This window comes from Actinomadura sp. 3N508 (assembly GCF_044326375.1).
Classification (GTDB): Bacteria; Actinomycetota; Actinomycetes; order Streptosporangiales; family Streptosporangiaceae; genus Spirillospora.
In genome coordinates this window covers 144469-165683 of the sequence record NZ_JBIRAX010000015.1, presented here as the reverse complement: position 1 = coordinate 165683, position 21215 = coordinate 144469, and the positions used below count along the sequence as shown (strand labels likewise).

Genomic DNA, 21215 nt, shown 5'->3' with positions numbered 1-21215 from the left:
CGGTTCCCCGGATGGCCGGGGGCCCTGGGAGATCCCAGGGCCCACGGCCTTTCCCGTGCTCATCTCCTTCAGGACCCGTCGTTGTCGAGGAAGGCGAACATCTCCTCGTCGCTCGCGGCGGAGAACGGCTCGTCCGCCGGGGCGTCGGCCGGCGTGCCGTCGATCCGCGCCAGCAGGTCGCGCAGGCGGCGTACCGCGGTGGTCCGGACGTCTCCGTCCTCGGACGCGGCGGCGAGCGCGGCCTCCAGCCCGGCGAGGGCGGCCAGCGGATCGCCCCCGCCGCTGTTCGCCGCGCCCGCGCCGTCGTTCTTGGTCAGCCGCTCGTGGAGGAAGTCGCCCAGCTCGCGGGGCGTGGGGTAGTCGAACAGGAGCGTCTTCGGCAGCCGCAGCCCGGTCGCCCGGGACAGGCGCTGGTGCAGGTCGAGCGCCATCAGCGAGTCCAGCCCCTGGTCGAACAGGCCGCGGTCGGGCACGACGGCGGACGCGCTGTCGTGCGCCAGCACCTCGGCCACCATCCCCGCGATGAGGTCCCCGAGCACCTTCGGCCGGTCCTCGGGAGAGCGCCCGCTGAGCCGCTCGGGCCACCGCGCGTCGCCCGCCGCGTCCGCCTTGCGCGGTGCGGTCCGGCGGGACGGGAACAGCCCGCGCATGACGGCCGGGACGCTGCCTGCGGCACCCGCCTTGCTCACGGCGATGGCGACCAGTTCCGCCCGGTCGGTGGCCAGCGTCGCGTCGAACAGCGCCAGGCCCTGCTCCGTGGTGAGCGGGTGGACGCCGGTTCGCGCGAGCCGTGCCCGGTCGGCCTCGGACAGGGACTCGCCCATTCCCGCCTGCTCCCACAGCCCCCAGGCGATGGAGGTCGCGGGCAGACCCGCGTGGCGGCGATGGGTGGCCAGGGCGTCGAGATAGGTGTTGGCGGCCGCGTAGTTGGCCTGGCCCGGAGTGCCGAGCACGCCGCTGGCAGAGGAGAACAGCACGAACGCGTCCAGGTCCAGGTCCTTGGTCTGCTCGTGCAGGTTCCAGGCGGCGTCGACCTTGGGACGGAACACCGCGTCCAGGTGCTCGGGCGTCTGGTTCTCCAGGAGCGCGTCCCGCAGGACGCCCGCGGCGTGGACGACGGTCTTGAGGGGACGGTCCTCCGGGATGGCGGCGAGGAGCCGCGCGAGCTCGCCGGGGTCGGCGGCGTCGCAGGCGGCGATGGTGACGTTCGCGCCCAGCCCTTCGAGGTGCTGCTGGAGTTCCCGGGCGCCGGGGGCGTCAGGACCCCGCCTGCCGGTGAGCAGGAGGTCGGTGGCGCCGTGGCCGGTGACGAGGTGTTCCGCGACCAGGGCCCCGAGGGTTCCGGTGCCGCCGGTGATCAGCACGGTGCCGCCGGAGACCGCCGGGCCGCGCGCCACGTCCGCGGCGGGCACGGGCGCGAGCCGGGGAACCAGGACGCGTCCCTCGCGGAGGGCGAGCTGCGGCTCCCCGGACGCGAGCGCTCCGGCCAGCGCCCGCTCGGAGGCGGGATCGCGGTCGGTGTCCACCAGGACGATCCGGTCCGGATGCTCGGCCTGCGCTGAACGGACCAGCCCCCACAGCGACGCGTGCCCGAGCCGGGGAGCCTCCGCCGCGACGGCCCCGGAGGTCACGACGACGAGCCGGGCCTCGGGATCCTGGTCGCCGGTGAGCCAGGCGCGCAGGTCGTTGAGGACTTGCGTCGCCGTCGCCCTGACGACGTCCGGGGTCTCGGAGGTGGCGTCGGGGACGTTCAGCAGGACCGTGCCTGGCGGGAGAGCGTCCGCGACGGGCGTCGCGGTGGTGGCCGCGACCCATTCCTGCGCGTAGAGGACGTCCGAGGCGGTGCGCGACGCGACGGCCAATGCCTCGGGGCGCAGCGGGCGGACCGTCAGCGCCGCGACAGTCGCCACCGTCTCGCCATCCGGGTCGCGCAGCGCGATGGCGAAGGTGTCCTCGCCCGTCCGCTCGATCGCCGCCTGGACGTCGGTCGCGCCCGTGGCGTGCAGCTCGATGCCCGACATGGAGTACGGGACGGTCAGGCCTCCCGGCTCGGCCGCGTCGTCCAGCGCCAGCGGGTGCAGGACGGCGTCGAGCAGCGCCGGATGCAGCCCGAAGCCGGCACCGGCCGTCCCGGCTCCGGTCTCGGCCTCGGCATCGGCGTCGAGCCGGACGCGGGCATAGCGCGTGGCGCCGTGCTCCCGCAGCTCGCGCAGGTTCTGGAAGGCCGGTCCGTAGTCGTAGCCGCGTGCCGCGAGCGTGGCGTAGGCGTCCGAGACGTCGAGGGCCGTCGCGCCGGAAGGCATCGGAGAGACGGGCTCGGCTTCGGATCCGGCGGCGGTGAGGACACCGGTCGCGTGCCGTGTCCAGCCTTCCTGGTCGCCGTGCCGGCGGGAGCGGACGGTGAGCGCCCGATCCCCATCCTCACCTGGCGCGGCCACCGTCACCTGGAGGTCGCGCGCCTCGTCCGAGGAGAGCACCAGCGGCGCCTCGAACGTCAGCTCCGCGACGCGGGGATGCCCGGTGAGCCGCCCCGCGTGCAACGCCAGATCGGCGAAGGCCGCGGCGGGAAGGAGCGGGGTCCCGTGGACGGCGTGGTCGAGCAGCCACGGATGGGCGCCGGACGAGAGCCGCGCCGTGAACACGACGCTGTCATCGGGAAGCTCCACGGCCGCACCGAGCAGCGGATGCTCGGATGCCGTCAGCCCCAGACCGGACGCGGTCCCGGTCTCCGCCTCCCCGGTCAGCCACAACCGGCGGTGCTGGAAGGGGTAGGTCGGCAGCGGCTCGTCGAGCTGCTTCCCGGCCGGCTTCCAGTCAACGGGCCCCAGTGCGTGCGCGAGCGCGGTGTAGAAGGCGGTGGTGTCGGTCTTCTGGTGGTGGAGCGTGGGCTGGATGGCGGGCCCGGCCGGGAGGGTTTGGTGGGCGAGTGTGGTGAGGGTGGGCCGGGGTCCGATTTCGAGGTAGAGGGCGGGGTGGTGGACTTCGTCGAGATGGCTCAACCCGTCCTGGAACCGAACGGTCTCGCGGATGTGTCCGGTCCAGTAGTCGGGGTCGTTGAGTTGTCCGGGGGTGGCGGTGGTTGCGGTGCGGTTGGAGATGATCGGGATGGTGGTTGGGTGATACGTGAGCCCGGCCGCGGCTTCGCGGAATTCCGCCAGGATCGGGTCCATCAGGGGTGAGTGGAAGGCGTGGCTGACCTTCAGCCACTGGTACTTGATTCCCTGCTCATCGAGCTGGGTGGTGATCTCTTCGAGGGCGGTGCGGTCTCCGGACAGGACGGTGGAGGTTGGTGAGTTGGCTGCGGCGATCGTGACGCTGTCGTGTCCTTCGAGGAGGGGTTGCAGGGTGTCCTGGGTGGTGTGGGTGGTGAGCATGGCGCCGCCGGTGGGGAGGTTGGCCATGAGGCGGGCGCGGGTGGTGATGAGGGCGGCGGTGTCGGACAGAGTCCACAGCCCGGCCAGGTGGGCGGCGGTGAGTTCGCCGATGGAGTGCCCGATCAGGTGGTCGGGGGTGACACCGTGATGTTCCAGCAACCGGTACAGCGCGGTTTGGACTGCGAACAGTGCGGGCTGGGCGTAGCGGGTGTTGTTGAGCAGGTCGGTGTCGTCGCCGAACACCACGTCAGCAAGCGGTCGGTCCAGGTGCGGGTCGACGGCTTCGCAGACGGCGTCGAAGGCCTGGGCGTAGATGGGTGAGGTGGTGTAGAGCTCGTGGCCCATGCCCACGTGCTGGCTGCCCTGGCCGCTGAACATGAACACCACGTCGCCGTTGTTGTCGTGGGCGGTGTTGGTGATCAGCGATGGGTGGGGCTGGTCGGCTGCCAGTGCTGTGAGGGCGTGGCTGAGTTCGTCTCGGTCGTGGGGTGTGGTGAGGATGACGGCTCGGTGGTCGAACAGTGCTCGTTGGGCGAGCGGTCCGGCCAGTTCGGCTGGAGCGATGTCGGGGTGTTCGGTGAGGTGGTCGTTGAGCCGTGTGGCGGCGTCGCGCAGGGCTTGGGGGGTCTTGGCCGATAGCGGGACGGTGACCAGCGGACCAGCCGGCGGCTCGGCAGCGTCCTGCTGGACGGGCGTCTCGGGCACGGCTTCCAGGATCAGGTGGGCGTTGGTGCCGCTGATCCCGAACGACGACACCGCCGCCCGGCGCGGGCGCCCCGTCTGCGGCCACGGCCGCGCCTGGTCCAGGAGGGCGACGTGCCCGGAATCCCAGTCGACATGAGCTGAAGGCTGGTCGATGTGCAGGGACGCCGGAAGCGTCCCGTGCCGCATCGCCTGGACCATCTTGATGACGCCCGCGACTCCGGCAGCCGCCTGCGTGTGCCCCAGGTTCGACTTGATCGAGCCGAGGTGCAAGGGCCGTTCCGCAGTGTGGTGTTGCCCGTAGGTGTTGAGCAGAGCCTGGGCTTCGATCGGGTCGCCCAGCGTCGTGCCGGTGCCGTGGGCCTCAACCGCGTCGACCTGGTCGGCGGTGAGACCGGCGTTGGCGAGCGCCTGCTCGATCACGCGCTCCTGCGACGGCCCGTTGGGTGCCGACAGGCCGTTGCTCGCACCGTCCTGGTTGATCGCCGAGCCCTTGACGACGGCGAGGATCTGGTGGCCGTTGCGCTGGGCGTCGGAGAGGCGTTCCAGCAGCAGTACGCCGATGCCTTCGCCCCAGCCGGTTCCGTCGGCTGAGTCGGAGAATGACTTGCACCGGCCGTCCGGCGACAGCCCGCGCTGACGGCTGAACTCCAGGAACACCGAAGGTGTCGCCATCACGGTGACGCCTCCGGCCAGCGCCATTTCGCATTCGCCCGAACGCAGCGCCTGCGCCGCCAGGTGCATCGCCACCAGCGACGACGAGCACGCCGTGTCGACCGTCACCGCCGGACCCTGGAAGCCGAAGGTGTAGGCGACCCGTCCGGACGCGATGCTCCCCGCACTCCCGCTGACCAGGTAACCCTCCAGGCCGCCGGACGAGCGGGCGACCCGTGATCCGTAGTCGTCGTACATGACGCCCGTGAAGACGCCGATCTGGCGGCCGCGCAGGGCGGCCGGGTCGATCGCGGCGCTTTCCAGCGTCTCCCAGGACGTCTCCAGCAGGAGCCGGTGCTGCGGGTCCATGGCGAGGGCCTCGCGCGGGCTGATGCCGAAGAAGGCGGGGTCGAAGTCACCGGCGTCGTACAGGAAGCCGCCGTGCCGGACGTAGGACTTCCCGGTCCGTTCCGGGTCCGGATCGAACAGGTCGTCGTCCCAGCCACGGTCCGTGGGGAACTCGCCGACCGCGTCCGTTCCGGAGGCCACGAGCCGCCACAGGTCGCGCGGGGAGCGGACGCCGCCGGGATAGCGGCAGGCCATGCCGACGATCGCGATCGGCTCGTCGGAGGCGGTCCGTGCCGGGCGCGCGGCGGTGGCGGTGCGCTCGGCGCCCGTCAGCTCGTCCTTCAGGTGGGCGATCAGCGCGTTGGGGGACGGATGGTCGAAGACGAGCGTCGTCGTGAGCCGCAGGCCGGTCGACTTGCCGAGCGAGTTGCGCAGCTCGACGGCGGCGAGGGAGTCGAAACCGAGGTCCTGGAAGGGGACGTCGAGGTCGGGGGTGGCGTCCGCGTCGAGTCCGAGGACCGCGACGATGTGGGTGCGGAGAAGCTCGGCCAGCAGGCGCGTCTGCTCCGCCTCGGGGAGCCCCGCGATGCGGCGCGCGAGTCCCGTGCCCTGACCGGTCGCCCGGCGGCCTCGCGGCCGGGACGGCCCGTCCGTCAGGGGGGCGACGAGCGGCGCGGTCAGGTCGATCGGAGCGGCGACGAGGTGGGCTTCGGCGGAGCCGAGCGCGGCGTCCAGGAGTGCGAGGCCTTGCTCGTCGGTGAGTGGGGTGATGCCGGATCGGCGTAGCCGCGCGTGGTCCGTCGCGGTGAGTGCGCTGGTCATGGCGCTGGCGTGGGCCCACAGTCCCCAGGCGATCGAGGTCGCGGGCAGGCCCGCGTCCTGCCGGTGGACGGCGAGGGCGTCGAGGTAGGCGTTCGCGGCGGCGTAGTTGGCCTGGCCGGCGTTGCCGAGCACGCCGACGGCCGAGGAGAACAGGATGAACGCGTCCAGCTCCAGGTCGAGGTCGCGGGTCTGCTGGTGCAGGTTCCAGGCGGCGTCGACCTTGGGACGGAACACGGTGGCCAGCCGTTCGGGTGTCTGGTTCTCCAGGGGTGCGTCGTCCAGGACTCCGGCCGCGTGAACGACGGTTCTGAGGGGCCGCTCGTCCGGAATACCGGACAGCAGTTCGGCGAGCGCGTCCGGATCGGCGGCGTCGCAGGCCGCGATGGTGACCTGGGCGCCCAGGCTCTCCAGGTGTTCCTGGAGTTCGGCCGCCCCCGGGGCGTCGAGCCCTCGCCTGCCGGCGAGGAGCAGATGCGTGGCGCCGTGCCGGGTGATGAGGTGTTCGGCGACCAGGGCGCCGAGAGTTCCGGTGCCTCCGGTGATCAGCACGGTTCCCTCGGTGGAGTGGCGGTCCCGAGGCGTGGAGGAGGCCGCCACCAGGCGCGGCGCGACGAAGGCGCCGTCGCGGCGGGCGAGCAGGGGCCGTCCGGTCGCGAGGGCGGCGGCGATGACCTCGACGGTCGCCTGCTCGCCGCCGACGTCGAGCAGGACGATCCGGTCCGGGTGCTCGGCCTGGGCCGCGCGGACGAGCCCCCAGACAGGCGCCTGCGCGAGGTCACCGGCTCCGGGCCCTGCGGCGCCGTGGGTGACGACCACCAGGCGGGCTTCCGCGGGATGGTCCTCCGCGACCCACCGCTGAACGGATTCGAGGACGTGTTCGGTAACGGCGAGGGCCGCCGCCTCGCCGGACGGGACGTCCAGCACGTCGGCGGCCGCCTCCGGGGCGTCGCCGCCCGCGACCTGAACCGGCACCCATTCGAGGCGGTACAGCGAGCCGTCGTGCCGCTCGGTGAAGGCGCGGCGGAACTCCTCCGCGGACACGGTGCGCATCGCCAGCCCGCCGACGGACACCACCGGTTCCCCGAACAGGTCGGTGACGACCACCTCGACCGACCCCGGCTCGTTCACCGCGATGCGGACGAGCAACTCGGTGGCCTCCACCGGAGCCACCCGGACATCACGCCAGGAGAAGGGCAGCGGCGTCTCCCCGTCGGCCATGCCCTGGATCGCGAGCGGGTGCAGCGCGGCGTCCAGAAGAGCGGGGTGGACGCCGTAGCCAGAGGCGGCCAGGTCGGGCGACAGCCGCACCCGGCCGTAGAAGGTGGACCCGTCGCGGTGCAGGTCGTGCAGGTTCTGGAACGCGGGCCCGTAGTCGTAGCCGTGCACGGCCAGCTGCTCGTAGACGCCGGTGAGATCGGCGGGCTCGGCACCGGACGGCGGCTCCGTCACGGGCGCGTCCGGAAGATCCCCGGCCGGGACGAGGACACCGGTGGCGTGCTCCGTCCATTGATCCGCGTCGTCCGTACGCGCGTGCATGCTGATCCTGCGGCGGCCCGCCCCGTCCGGAGACGTGACGCTGACGTGCAGGTCGCGCGGCCGGCCGGGAGCGAGGAACAGCGGCGCCTGCAGCGTGAGCTCTTCGAGCGACGCGCACTGGACGGCCTGCGCCGCGTGCAGCGCCAGGTCGACGAACGCGGTTCCGGGCAGGAGCGGGGTCCCGTGGACGGCGTGGTCGGCGAGCCACGGTTGCGTTTCGAGCGAGAGCCGGGCCGTTGCCTGCCAGCCGCCATCGGGGAGTGCGGTCGTGGTGGCCAGCAGCGGGTGCTCCGCCTCGTCCAGGCCGAGGTTCGCGACGTCCGCTGCCTCTCCGGACGTGCTGGAAAGCCAGAACCGCCGGTGCTGGAACGGGTACGTCGGCGGCGGCGTCTCCGGCACCGGCCCCGAGGGCGTACGCAGCCCCGCCTGAACACGGACGGTCACCCGGGCCAGCGCCGTGTGGAAGGCGGTGGTGTCGGATTGCTGGTGGTGGAGTGTGGGCTGGATGGCGGGCCCGGCCGGGAGGGTTTGGTGGGCGAGCGTGGTGAGGGTGGGCCGGGGCCCGATTTCGAGGTAGAGGGCAGGGTTCTGGGTCTGGTCGAGATGGGTGAGCCCGTCGTGGAAGCGGACGGTGTCGCGGATGTGTCCGGTCCAGTAGTCGGGGTCGTTGAGCTGCTGGGGGGTGGCGGTGGACGCGGTGCGGTTGGAGATGATCGGGATGGTGGTCGGGTGATAGGTCAGCCCGGCCGCGACCTCGCGGAATTCCGCCAGGATCGGGTCCATGAGTGGTGAGTGGAAGGCGTGGCTGACCTTCAGCCACTGGTACTTGATTCCCTGATCATCGAGCTGGGCGGTGATCTGTTCCAGAGCTTCGCGATCTCCGGACAGGACGGTGGAGGTCGGTGAGTTGGCTGCGGCGATCGCGACGCTGTCGTGTCCTTCCACAACCGGGTGCAGGGCTTCCTCGCCGGTTTGGACGGTGAGCATGGCGCCGCCGGTGGGGAGGTTGGCCATGAGGCGGGCGCGGGTGGTGATGAGGGCGGCGGTGTCGGACAGAGTCCATAGCCCGGCCAGGTGGGCGGCGGTCAGTTCGCCGATGGAGTGCCCGATCAGGTGATCGGGGGTGACGCCGTGGTGTTCCAGCAGCCGGTAGAGGGCGGTTTGGACCGCGAACAGTGCGGGTTGGGCGTAGCGGGTGTTGTTCAGCAGCTCGGCGTTGTCGCCGAACACGACGTCCTTGAGGGGCTGGTCCAGGTGCGGGTCGACGGCTTCGCAGACGGCGTCGAAGGCCTGGGCGTAGATGGGTGAGGTGGTGTAGAGCTCGTGGCCCATGCCCACGTACTGGCTGCCCTGCCCGCTGAACATGAACACCACACCACCGCCATTGCCCTGGACGGTGCCAGTGACCAACGACGGATGTGGCTCGTCGGAAGCCAGGGCGGTGAGGGCGTGGGCGAGAGTGGTCGTGTCGTCGTGTGCGGTGACGATGACGGCGCGGTGGTCGAAGAAGGTCCGTTGTGCGAGCGGCCCCGCCAACTCGGCCGGAGTGGTCTCCGGACGATCAGCGAGATGGTCGCCCAGCCGGACGGCGGCGTCCTGCAACGCCTGAGCGGTCTTCGCCGACAGCGGCACGGCGACCACAGGATCGGCGTCCGGCCCGGGGACGTCCTCGACCGGCGTCTCGGGCGCTGCTTCCAGGATGAGATGTGCGTTGGTGCCGCTGATCCCGAACGACGACACCGCCGCACGGCGCGGCTGCCCCGTCTCGGGCCACGGGGTGCTGTCGGCGAGCGGGGTCACATGTCCGGTCTCCCAGTCGACGTGCGGCGACGGCTCGTCCAGGTGCAGGGACGCCGGAAGGGTCCCGTGCCGCATCGCCTGGACCATCTTGATGACGCCCGCCACGCCGGCGGCGGCCTGCGTGTGCCCGATGTTCGACTTGATCGATCCCAGGTGCAGAGGCTGCTCGGCGGTGTGGTGCTGCCCGTACGTGTTGAGCAGAGCCTGCGCTTCGATCGGGTCGCCGAGGCTGGTGCCCGTCCCGTGCGCTTCGACCACGTCCACCTGCCCGGCCGACAGCCCGGCGTTGGCGAGCGCCTGCTCGATCACCCGCTCCTGCGACGGCCCGTTCGGCGCGGACAGCCCGTTGCTCGCACCGTCCTGGTTGACGGCCGAACCCTTGACGAAGGCGAGGACGCGGTGGCCGAGACGTTCGGCGTCCGACAGCCGCTCCAGCAGCAGCACGCCCGCGCCTTCGGCGAAGCCCGTCCCGTCGGCGGCGGCGGCGAACGGCTTGCAGCGTCCGTCGGCCGCGAGGCCGCGCTGGCGGCTGAACTCCAGGAACATGCCGGGTGAGCTCATCACCGTCACGCCACCGGCGAGCGCCAGGTCGCATTCGCCCGAGCGCAGCGCCTGCGCCGCCAGGTGGATCGCGACGAGGGACGACGAGCACGCCGTGTCCACCGTCACCGCCGGGCCTTCGAAGCCGTAGGTGTAGGAGACCCGGCCGGAGATGGCGCTGCTGATGTTGCCGGTGAGCAGGTAGCCGCCGACGTCCTTCGGGCCCTGGTGCATCCGCGGCCCGTAGTCCTGGGAGACCGCGCCGACGAACACCCCCACGGGGCCGCCGCGCAGCGTCGACGGGTCGATCCCGGCGTTCTCCATCGTCTCCCAGGACGTCTCCAGCAGCAGCCGCTGCTGCGGGTCCATGGCGAGGGCCTCGCGCGGGCTGATGCCGAAGAACTCGGCGTCGAAGTCGCCCGCCTCGTACAGGAAGCCGCCCGAACGGGCGTAGGACGTGCCGGGACGGTCGGGGTCGGGGTCGTACAGGCCGCCGCTCCAGCCGCGGTCGTCGGGGAACGGGCCGATCGCGTCGACCTGGTCGCGGACGAGCCGCCACAGCGCGTCCGGCGTGTCGGCGCCGCCGGGGAAGCGGCAGCCCATCGCGACGATCACGATGGGATCGGCCTCGTCGACGCGGGTGGTCGCGACGGCGACCGGTGCCGGGGCGTCGTCGCCCACGGCCTCCTCGATCAGGAAGCCGGTGATCGCGTGGACCGTCGGACGGTCGAAGACCAGCGTCGTCGGCAGCCGCATACCGGTGAGCGAGTTCAGCCGGTTGCGCAGTTCCACGGCGGTCAGCGAGTCGAAGCCCAGCTCCTTGAACGCGCGCCGGTCGTCCAGCCCGCTCGGGTCGGCGTGCCCGAGCACGACGCCGACCTGCGCGCGGACCTCGCCCAGGACCCGCGCGTACCGGTCGTCGGCGGGCAGCGCGGCGATCGACTCCGCCCAGGTCACCTCGGTGGCCGCGGTGCCGGAGGCGGCGGTGCGGCGCTGCGCGGCGGCCGGGGCCAGATCGCGCAGCAGCGGCGACGGGTGGTGCGCGGTGGTCGCCGCCGGCAGCGGCGTCGCGACAAGGTGCGGGCGGCCGAACTGGACGGCGGTGTCCAGCAGCGCCAGCGCGTGCTCGTCGCTCAGCGGGGTGAGGCCGGCGCGCCGCAGCCTGGCGAGATCCGCGTCGGTCAGCTCGCCGGTCATGCCGCTGCTGTGCTCCCACAGGCCCCACGACACCGACGCGGCGGCCAGCCCGTGCCGGTGCCGCTCGTGGGCGAGGACGTCGAGGTAGGCGTTGGCGGCGGCGTAGTTCGCCTGTCCGGGGTTGCCGAGGACGCCGACGGCCGAGGAGAACAGCACGAACGCGGCCAGGTCCAGGTCGCGGGTCTGCTCGTGCAGGTTCCACGCGGCGTGCACCTTGGGACGCAGCACCTCGGCGAGGTGCTCGCCGGTCAGCCCGGTCACGGGCGCGTCCCGCAGCACCCCGGCGGCGTGCACGACGGCCGTGAGGGGATGCGCGTCCGGCACGTCCGACAGCAGGGCGCCCAGGGCGGCGGGATCGGCGACGTCGCAGGCCGCCACGGTGACGTGCGCGCCGAGCGCTTCCAGGCCGGCCGCGAGTTCGGCGGCGCCCGGCCCGTCCGGCCCGCGGCGGCTGGTGAGCAGCAGCCGCCGGGCTCCGTGCTCGGTGACCAGGTGCTCGGCCACCAGCCCGCCGAGCGTGCCGGTGCCGCCGGTGATCAGGACCGTCCCGTCCGGGTCGAGCGGCCGCGGCGGGGTCAGCACGATCTTGCCGATGTTGGCGCCCTCGCGCAGATGGCGCAGCGCTTCACGGGCGTCGAGCAGGTTCCAGCAGCGCACCGGCAGCGGCCGCAGGGCACCTTCGGCGAACAGCTCCATCAGCGCGCCGAGCATTTCCTGGACGTGCTCGGGCGGCACGGCCAGCAGGTCGAACGCCTCGTAGACGACACCGGGATGGTCGGCGGCGACGGTGGCGGCGTCCCTGATGTCGGTCTTGCCGATCTCGACGAAGTGGCCGCCGCGCGGCAGCAGCCGCAGGGACGCGTCGGCGAACTCGTGGGCGAGCGAGTTCAGCACGACGTCGAACCCGGCGCCGCCGGTCGCCTCCCGGAACTCAGGTTCGAAGACGAGGCTGCGCGAGTCGGACGTGTGCGCTTCGTCCAGCCCGAGCTCCCGCACGGCGTCGCGTTTGCCGGCGCTCGCCGTCCCGTACACCTCGGCCCCGAGGTGCCGGGCGAGCTGCACGGCAGCCATCCCGACACCGCCCGCCGCCGCGTGCACGAGCACCGACTGCCCGGGACGCAGCCCGGCGATGTTCACCAGACCGTGGTAGGCGGTGAGGAACACGATCGGGACGGCCGCGCCCTGCTCGAACGTCCACCCGTCGGGCAGCCGCGCCAGATGCCTGCGGTCGGCGACCGCGACCGGCCCGAAGGCGTGCTCGAACAGGCCGGTCACCCGGTCGCCGGGCGCGAGCCCGGTGACGTCGGACCCGACCTCCAGCACGACGCCCGCGCCCTCCAGCCCGAGGCCGGTCTCGCCCTCGCGCATGGCGAGCGTCACGAAGACGTCCCGGAAGTTGACACCCGCCGCGCGCACCGCGACCCGCACCTGGTGCGGGAGCAGCGCGACGTCCCGCGCATCGGACGGGACGACGACGAGATCGTCCAGGCTGCCGGTCCGGGCGGAGGTGTCCAGCCGCCACGCGGCCGGCGCGGCCGGGAGCGGCCCTCGCGCCCCCGCCCGTGCCAGCCTCGGCCGGTACACGCGGTCGCCGCGCACCGCGAGCTGCGGCTCGCGGAGGGCGTGCGCGGCGGCGACGGCAGCGGAGATCCCGGCGATGTCGGACGACGTGCAGTCGAGAAGGTGGAACTGGCCCGGATGCTCGTTCTGCGCGGTGCGGATCAGCCCCCACACCGCGCCGTGCGCCAGGTTCAGCTCGTGGTCGTCGCCGGACATCGCGTGCGCGCGCCGGGTGCAGACCGTGAGGGTGCCGGTGTGCAGGTGCGGTGCGTCCAGCCATTCCTGGACGAGGCCGAGCGCCGTGGCCGAGACCGCCTCGACGGCGTCGGGACCAGTGCGGTCGTCGTTGCCGGGCGCCGCGAACAGGCCGGGCAGCGCCACCACGTCGGCGGGGGCCGGGAGCGTCCCCGCCTCGACCGCCGCGCTCAGCTCCGCCAGCGTCCCGTAGCCGTGCTCGGCATCGCCGACGAAGACCGGTGTCCCGGCCTCCGCGGTCGTCTCGGCGGGATGCCACTCCAGCAGGAACAGGTCGTCGCCGGCGGCGCGGGCGGGCGCCGCCGCGGCCGCGAGATCGGTGCTCAGCGGCCGGAGCGTGAGCTCCTCGACGGTGAGGACGGGCCGTCCCGCCGGGTCGGCGGCGTGCAACGCGATCGTGCCGGGCCGCAGCGTCGACAACCGGACGTGCAGCGTGTCCGCCTCGATCGCGTGCACCTGGACACCCGACCACGAGAACGGCAGGCTCACCGGGCCGTCCTCCCGCAGGACGGTCGCCGAAAGCAGCGCGTGGAGCGTCGCGTCCAGGAGCGCAGGGTGAACGCCGTAGCCGGTGACCGGGGTCTCGGGGTCGAGCTGGACGCGGGCGTGCAGCGTCGCCGCGTCCTGCTCGCTCATCTCGCGGAGGTTCTGGAACGCCGGGCCGTACTCGTATCCGCGCTCGGACAGCGCCGCGTAGACGCCGCCAAGGTCGGTGGGCGCCGTTCCCTCCGGAGGCCAGGCGGCGTCGTCGTCCGGGACGCTCCGCTCCGCCGGGGACAGGGCACCGCTCGCGTGCAGAATCCAGTCGCCGTCGCTCTCGTGCGGACGCGAATGCACGCTGATCTCGCGAACACCCTGGTCATCGGGTGCGGTGACGTTGATGTGGAGGTCGCGTGGGGCGTCGATGGTGAGGGGTGTGTGGAGGGTGAGTTCTTCGAGGGTGGGTGTGTTGAGGGCGTGGGCGGCGTGGAGTGCGAGGTCGAGGAAGGCGGTGCCGGGCAGGAGCGGGGTTCCGTGGACGGCGTGGTCGGCGAGCCAGGGCTGCGTGTCCAGGGAGAGGAGCCCGGTGGCCTGCCAGCTCCCGTCGGGCAACGCCGTGGTGGTGGCGAGAAGCGGATGCTCGGCCGCACTCAGCCCGAGCCCGGCCGCGTCCTTCGCCGCCGGAGCAGGATTCAGCCAGTACCGCTCACGCTGGAACGGGTATGCGGGCAGCGGAAGGTCGGGTCGCTTGGCCTCGACGTGCCAGGTGGGTTTGGCGGCGTGGGTGTGGTGTGCGGCCAGTGAGGTGAGGAATTGGCGGTATCCGCCGTGGTCGCGTCGCAGGGTGGGGTGTGCGGTGGCGGGTGCCGTGATGGCGGCGTGGATGGCTGGGGCGAGGATGGGGTGGGGGCTGGTTTCGATGAAGGCGGAATGATTCGGGATCAGTTGGGTGAGGGTGGGGTGGAATTGGACGGGGTTGGCGAGGTTGTCGTACCAGTAGGTGGCGTTCAGGGTGGTGGTGTCGGTGATGAGCTGCCCGGTGAGGGTGGAGTAGAAGGGGACGTCGCCGTTCTGGGGTGTGATCCCGGACAGGCTTTCGAGAAGCTCCTCGCGGATCGCGTGCATGTGCGGGGTGTGGGAGGCGTAGTCGACGGGGATGATCCGCGCGTCGATCCCGTGGCCTGTGCAGTGCGCGACGAGTGCTTCGGCCTGGCTGGTGGCTCCGGCGATGATGGTGTGTTGGGGGCCGTTGAGTGCGGCGATGTGCAGGTCGTCGTGTCCGAGGTCGCTGATGAGGGTTTGGGCCTTCTCCATGGTGGTGGGGAGGGAGATCATGCGGCCGGTGTCGGCGAGGGTGGTGAGGGCTTGGGCGCGGGTGGTGACGATGTGGGCGGCGTGGTCGAGGGTGAGGGCGCCGGCGATGTGGGCGGCGGCGATTTCGCCTTGGCTGTGGCCGATGACGGCGTCGGGGTGGATGTGGTGGTGTTGCCAGAGCCGGGCCAGCGAGACCATGAGCGCGAACAGGGTGGGCTGGATGACCTCGGTCGCCGCGGGCGGCTCATCGGCGTGCAGGACGTCGAGCAGGTTCCAGCCGGTGTGGGGCTGCAACGCCTGTGCGCATTCGTCGATGGCTTGGGCGAAGGCGGGTGACTCGGTGAGGAGTTGCACGCCCATCCCGGCCCATTGGGAGCCTTGGCCGGGGAAGACGAACACGGTGCCGTTGGTGGTGGGCAGGGTGTCGGGGCCGGTGATCAGGGCGGGGTGCGGCTGCCCGTCCGCGAGTGCTTGAAGGGCTGTCGTGGTCTCCTCGCGGTCGCCTCGTCCGGTGACGATCACGGCGCGGTGGCTGAGGAACGTGCGTCCGGCGAGGGGAGCGGCGAGGTCGGCCGGAGTGAGTTCAGGGTGCTCCGCGATGTGCTCGCTGAGCAGCGCCGCGGTCGCGCGGAGCGCCTTCGGGTCCTTGGCCGACAGCGGGAGCGCGACGACCGGGGCCGGGTCCTCTTCGGCAGCGGCGGTTTCGACGGACGTCTCGGGTGCCGCTTCCAGGATCAGGTGCGCGTTGGTGCCGCTGATCCCGAACGACGACACCGCCGCCCGGCGCGGGCGGTCGGTCTCGGGCCACGCCCGTGCCTCGTCCAGAAGGGCGACGTGTCCGGTGTCCCAGTCGACATGGGCAGAGGGCTCGTCGATGTGAAGCGTCTTCGGCAGGACGCCGTGCCGCATCGCCTGCACCATCTTGATGACGCCCGCGACACCGGCAGCAGCCTGCGTGTGCCCGATGTTCGACTTGATCGACCCCAGTTGCAGCGGCTGCTCTGCGGTGTGGCGTCGCCCGTAGGTGTTGAGCAGGGCCTGAGCCTCGATCGGGTCGCCGAGACGAGTCCCGGTGCCGTGCGCCTCGACCGCGTCGACCTCGTCCGCCGTCAGCCGGGCGTTGGCGAGGGCCTGCTCGATGACGCGCTCCTGCGACGGCCCGTTCGGCGCGGAGAGACCGTTGCTGGCTCCGTCCTGGTTGATGGCCGAGCCCTTGATGACGGCCAGGATCTGGTGGCCGAGGCGTTCGGCGTCCGACAGCCGCTCCATCAGGACGAGCCCGACGCCCTCGCCCCAGGCGGTTCCGTCGGCGGCGGCGGCGAACGGCTTGCAGCGTCCGTCGGCGGACAGGCCGCCCTGGCGGCTGAACTCCAGGAACATGCCTGGTGAGCTCATCACCGTGACGCCTCCGGCGAGCGCCATCGTGCAGTCGCCCGTCCGGAGCGCCTGCGCGGCGAGGTGCAGCGCGACCAGGGACGACGAGCAGGCCGTGTCGATCGTGACGGCGGGCCCCTCGAACCCGAAGGTGTAGGCGACGCGGCCCGACGCGACGCTGACCGTGCTGCCGGTGAACCGGAAGCCGTCGTAGCCGTCGACCGATTCGCGCAGCTCGGGCCCGTATCCGTGCGCGGTCGCCCCGACGAACACGCCGACCGGGCGGCGGGCCAGCCCGGACGGGTCGATGCCCGCGTGCTCGAACGCCTCCCAGGACGTCTCCAGCAGCAGCCGCTGCTGCGGGTCCATGGCGGTCGCCTCGCGCGGGCTCAGCCCGAAGAACGCGGCGTCGAACCGGTCGGCATCGTGCAGGAAGCCGCCGTGCCGGGTGCTGGAGCCGGGGCGGTCGGCGTCGCCGGACAGCGCCGCGAGGTCCCAGCCGCGGCCGGCGGGGAACTCGGTGACGGCGTCGGTGCCGTCCACGACCAGCCGCCACAGGTCCTCGGCCGACCGGACCCCGCCGGGGAAGCGGCAGCCGACGCCGACGATCGCGATCGGCTCGTCGGGCGCGGCGGGCGCCGCGGGCAGGTCGGCGGGGCCGTCGGGCGCGCCGGTCAGATCGCGGCCGAGGTGCTCGGCGAGGTCGAGCGGCGTCGGCCAGTCGAAGATCATCGTGGTGGGCAGCCGGAGGCCGCTCATGGCCTGCAGCCGGTTGCGCAGCTCGACGCCGGTGAGCGAGTCGAAGCCGAGTTCCTTGAAGGTGCTGCCCAGGTCGAGGACGTCGGCGGGGCTGTAGCCGAGCGTCGCGTTGATGCCGACGCGGATCAGGTCGGCGAGCTTCTGCCGCGCCTCGGCCGCGGGCAGCAGCGCGAGGCGGCGGCGGGCGTACGGCCCGTCCTCGTCGTCGTCCGGCTCCTCCGCGTCGTCGTGCGGAACGTGCGGGACGGGCGGGACCGCCGCGGCGTCGCCGGCCGGAGCGCCGTCCACGGGGATCTCCGGCCAGGAGCGCCGCCGCTGGAAGGCGTAGGTGGGAAGGTCGATGGTCCCCTCGCCGAGCAGCGTCCGCCAGTGGACCTCGACGCCCTGCCCGTGCAGCCCGGCGAGCGCCGCGACGAACGATCGCTCCTCCGCGCCGTCGAGCAGGGTCGGCAGGAACGCCGACGACTCGTCCGCCAGGTTCTCCTCGGCGAGGACGGTCAGCACCTTTCCGGGGCCCAGCTCCAGGAACGTGTCCGCCCCGGCGGCGCGCAGCTCGGTCACGCAGTCGGCGAACCGGACGGGTTCGCGGATCTGCCGCACCCAGTAGCCGGGGTCGCGCAGCTCGTCCGCCGCGGGCCGCCCGGTCAGCATCGACACGACCGGCAGCCGCGGCGCGCCGAACTCGGCGCCCTCGGCCACCTCCCGGAACCGGTCCAGCATCGGCTCCATGAGCGCCGAGTGGAAGGCGTGGCTGACCTTCAGCCGGCGGGTCCGGTGCCCCCGCTCCGCCAAGGCCGCGGCGACCGCCAGGGTCTCCTCGGCGGGGCCGGAGATCACCACCGAGCGCGGCCCGTTCACCGCGGCCAGGCCGACGCCGCCGGTCAGCAGCCCGGTCACCTCGTCGGCGGACGCCTGGATCGCGACCATGACGCCGCCTTCGGGCAGCTCCTGCATGAGCGAGCCGCGGGCGGCGACGAGGGCGGCGGCGTCGGCGAGCGTCAGCACACCGGCGGCGTGCGCGGCGGCGAACTCGCCGATGGAGTGCCCGGCGACCATGGCGGGCCGGACGCCGAACGACTCCACCAGCCGGAACAGCGCGACCTCGACGGCGAACAGCGCCGCCTGCGTGTAGCGGGTCTGGTCGAGTTCGGCGGCGCCGGGCGTGCCGGGCTCGGCCCACATCACGTCCCGGACGGGCCGTGGCAGGTGCCGGTCGAGTTCGGCGCAGGCGGCGTCCAGGGCGGCGGCGAACACCGGGAAGAGCGCGGCCAGCTCCCGTCCCATCCCGGCGCGCTGCGCGCCCTGCCCGGTGAACAGGAACGCCGGGCCGGTGCCCGTGGTGGTGCGTCCTACGCGGGTGACGACGTCCTCTGGCGCGGCGGGTGCCTCGCCGGGCGCGGCGGCGAGCGTGCGCAGCCCGGCGGTCAGCGCGTCGCGGCCCGCGCCGACGACGGCGGCCCGGTGCTCGAAACCGGTGCGGGTCGTGGCGAGCGCGGCGGCGATCTCGGCGGCGGACGGGTCCGGCCGCTCGGCCAGGAACGACAGCAGCTTCGCGGCCTGCGCGCGGACGGCCTTCCGGGTGCGTCCCGACAGCAGCCACGGCACGACCTCCGGGGCCGGGACCGGCTCCGGGGCGGTGCGGGGCGACGGCGGCTCGGGCGGCCCGCCGAGCACGAGATGGCAGTTGGTGCCGCCCATGCCGAACGAGGAGACACCCGCCAGCAGTGGCGACGCCCCGGCCGGGGCGGTCCGCGCCGGCTCCGGCCAGGGCGTCAGCTCCGTCTGCACCGCGAGGCGCAGCTCGTCCAGCGGGATCGCCGGATTCGGGCGGACGAAGTTGAGGCTCGCGGGGATCTCCCCGTGCCGCAGGCTCAGCGCCGCCTTCACCAGCCCGACGATCCCCGCCGCGCCCTCCAGGTGCCCGACGTTCGTCTTGGCCGAGCCGACCAGCAGCGCCCGCTCCCGGGGGCGTCCCGCGCCGAGCACCGCGCCGAGCGCGGCCGCCTCGACGGGGTCGCCGACCTTCGTCCCGGTGCCGTGCAGCTCCACGTACCGCACGTCGGCCGGGGACACCCCGGCGTCGGCGTAGGCGCGGCGCAGCACCTCCTCCTGCCCCTCGCGGCCGGGCACGGTGAGGGAGTCGGTCGCGCCGTCGTTGTTCACCGCGCCGCCGAGGATCGTGCAGTACACGCGGTCGCCGTCGGCGCGGGCGGCCGACAGCGGCTTGAGGACGACCAGCGCCCCGCCCTCGCCCCGCACGTAGCCGTTGGCGCGCTCGTCGAAGGTGTAGCAGACGCCGTCCGGGGACAGGCCGCCGAACCGCTGCGCGCCGAGCGTGCTCGCGGCGAGGATGTTCAGGTTCACGCCCCCGGCGAGCGCCAGCTCCGACTCGCCGCGGCGCAGGCTCTCCACGGCGAGCCGCACCGCCACCAGCGAGGAACTCTGCCCGGTGTCGACGGTCAGGCTCGGACCGTGCAGCCCGAGGGTGTAGGACACGCGGTTGGCGATGATGCCGCGCTGGGTGCCGGTCAGCGTGTGCTGGGTGATGTCGGCCTGCCCGCGCAGCAGCGCGCCGTAGTCGTCCCAGATGGCGCCGACGAACACCGCCGTGCTGGAACCGCGCAGCTCACCGGGGACGATGCGGGAGTCCTCCAGCGCCTCCCAGCCCAGCTCGAGCGCCAGCCGCTGCTGCGGGTCCATGACCGCGGCCTCGCGCGGGGAGATCCCGAAAAAGCCCAGGTCGAACGCGTCGATCCGGTCGAGGAATCCGCCGCGGCGCAGCGGCAGATCGAGATCGCGCCAGCGGTCCTCCGGCGCCTCGGTGATCGCGCTGCGGCCATCCCGCAGCAGCCGCCAGAACTGCAGCGGATCATTGGCCCCGGGAAGCCGGCAGGAAATTCCAACAATGGCGATCGGCTCGTGCATCGAGATTCCTCGTATCTGTAAGGCCTGTTATCCTCGTCCTTCGATACCAGGCGCTACCGGGTCCCTGCAAGGTCGCTTTAGTGCGCCGAAAGTGCCCGTTAATAGGACTGGTGTTTCATGGTGCGAAAGTGTCGGCTGCGAACGGAATCCCGCAGTCAAGAAGCGAGAGAGAGGCCAAAAAATGGCTGACCAGAACGTCCGGACGCCGCGCGAGGTCTTTCTGCTCAAACAAGAGCGCATCTGCCGCCTGGACGCCGACGGCCAGGCGGACCTGTTCGCCGAGGACGGGGTCCTTGAGGTCCCCTTCGCCGCCGATGGCCTGCCCCGCCGCTTCGAGGGCCGGGACACCATCCGCGCCGTCACCTCGGCGGCGCTCGCGCACGCCCAGCTCGGCAAGCGCCGGCTGGTCGGCCACCTGGAGGAGACGATCTACGAGACCGACGACCCGGAGGTCGTGATCGCCGAGTTCGTGTCCCAGACCGAGGACCTGGAGACCGGCGAGCGGTTCCAGGCCCCCTACATCCAGCTCATGCGCGTCCGGGACGGTGAGATCGTGCTGTTCCGCGACTACTGCACGCTGGAGGCGATCACACGGTTGTGGGGTACGCACGGCGGCGAGTCCTACTCCGAGCTCGGGAACGCGCTCCCGGGCGGCTCCCCGATGGAGAGCCTCCCGGACGGCGCGTGACCCGGCTCCCTAGACGGTGGTCTCCAGCAGGTAGATCTCGGGCTTGATCGCGAACGACGCCTGGATCTGGAACTCGCTGACGACCTCGTGCTGGGCGAGCACCCGCAGGCCGGCCGCCTCGATCTCCGCGCGGAGCCGGGCGGCCGGCAGGATGTTCGACAGCGCGGTGAAGATCTTCGTGTCGACGATGGTGCCGTCCTCGACCCGCTGGGCCAGGAAGTTGCTGGAGCGCAGCGACTCGTCCGGGTCGACGAAGTCGAGCAGCGTCAGCAGCATCGGGATGTCGGCGTCGGCGCCCGTCGCGACGACGGCCTGCGTCTCGAACGGCTCGTCGCGCTCCTCGATGCCGGGGAACTCGATCAGCGTCATCAGGAAGCGGCCGTCCTCGGCCAGGTGCCCGCGCACCGACGCGAACAGCGAGGCGCGCTGCTTCTCGTCGAGGTAGCTGATGGCGTTGGCGCCGAGCGTGATGAAGTCGAACTTGCGGTCCAGCTCGAAGCTCGTCATGTCGCCCTGGACGGTCGAGACCCGGCCGCTGTAGTCGTTGCCCTCCTCCTTCTCCTCGGTGAGCCGCTCGTTGAACAGGGCGAGCATGTGCGGCGACATGTCGAGGCCGACCGCGTCGAACCCGTTCTCCAGGAACGGGAAGGTGAGCCGGCCCGACCCGCACGCCAATTCGAGCAGCGCGCCCTTCCGGTCCTTCGCGACGCGTAGCATCGCCTCGGCGTCGGCCTCGTCGTAGCGGGTGAGGAAATGGTAGACGGGGGATCCCTCGGGGCCGTAGAGGCTGTGCACGACATCGTCGTCGCCGAGCAGCCGCGCGACGTGGCTCGCGGTACCGAGAACGCGGAGGGAGTTTTCGCTCATGGACTTCCTCGTTTTCCGGG

At 72.6% G+C, this 21215-nt stretch carries 3 protein-coding genes; 1 reads left to right on the top strand and 2 read right to left on the bottom strand.

The window, feature by feature from the left end; all coding sequences use genetic code 11:
* Positions 1–68: 68 nt before the first annotated feature.
* Complete coding sequence (locus ACH34S_RS37920) at positions 69–19640, bottom strand: SDR family NAD(P)-dependent oxidoreductase (RefSeq protein WP_395957737.1); 19572 nt, start codon at positions 19638–19640, stop codon at positions 69–71.
* 181 nt (positions 19641–19821) lie between these two features.
* Here ACH34S_RS37920 and ACH34S_RS37915 point away from each other — a divergent pair, with 181 nt between their 5' ends.
* The gene (locus ACH34S_RS37915) at positions 19822–20328 is read left to right on the top strand and encodes a nuclear transport factor 2 family protein (protein ID WP_395957736.1); all 507 of its coding nucleotides are present in this window, start codon (positions 19822–19824) and stop codon (positions 20326–20328) included.
* Between the two features lie 9 nt (positions 20329–20337).
* Here the strand turns inward: ACH34S_RS37915 and mpaM are convergent, their stop codons facing one another.
* Positions 20338–21195 carry a daptide-type RiPP biosynthesis methyltransferase gene (mpaM, locus tag ACH34S_RS37910; RefSeq protein ID WP_395957735.1) on the bottom strand — a complete coding sequence of 286 codons (858 nt, stop codon included), beginning with the start codon at positions 21193–21195 and terminating at the stop codon, positions 20338–20340.
* Between the last annotated feature and the right edge of the window lie 20 nt (positions 21196–21215).

Bases quoted from the DNA above. Each gene is read 5' to 3' on its own strand.
- ACH34S_RS37920 (WP_395957737.1), bottom strand. From the start codon at position 19,640: ATGCACGAGCCGATCGCCATTGTTGGAATTTCCTGCCGGCTTCCCGGG.
- ACH34S_RS37915 (WP_395957736.1), top strand. From the start codon at position 19,822: ATGGCTGACCAGAACGTCCGGACGCCGCGCGAGGTCTTTCTGCTCAAA.
- mpaM (WP_395957735.1), bottom strand. From the start codon at position 21,195: ATGAGCGAAAACTCCCTCCGCGTTCTCGGTACCGCGAGCCACGTCGCG.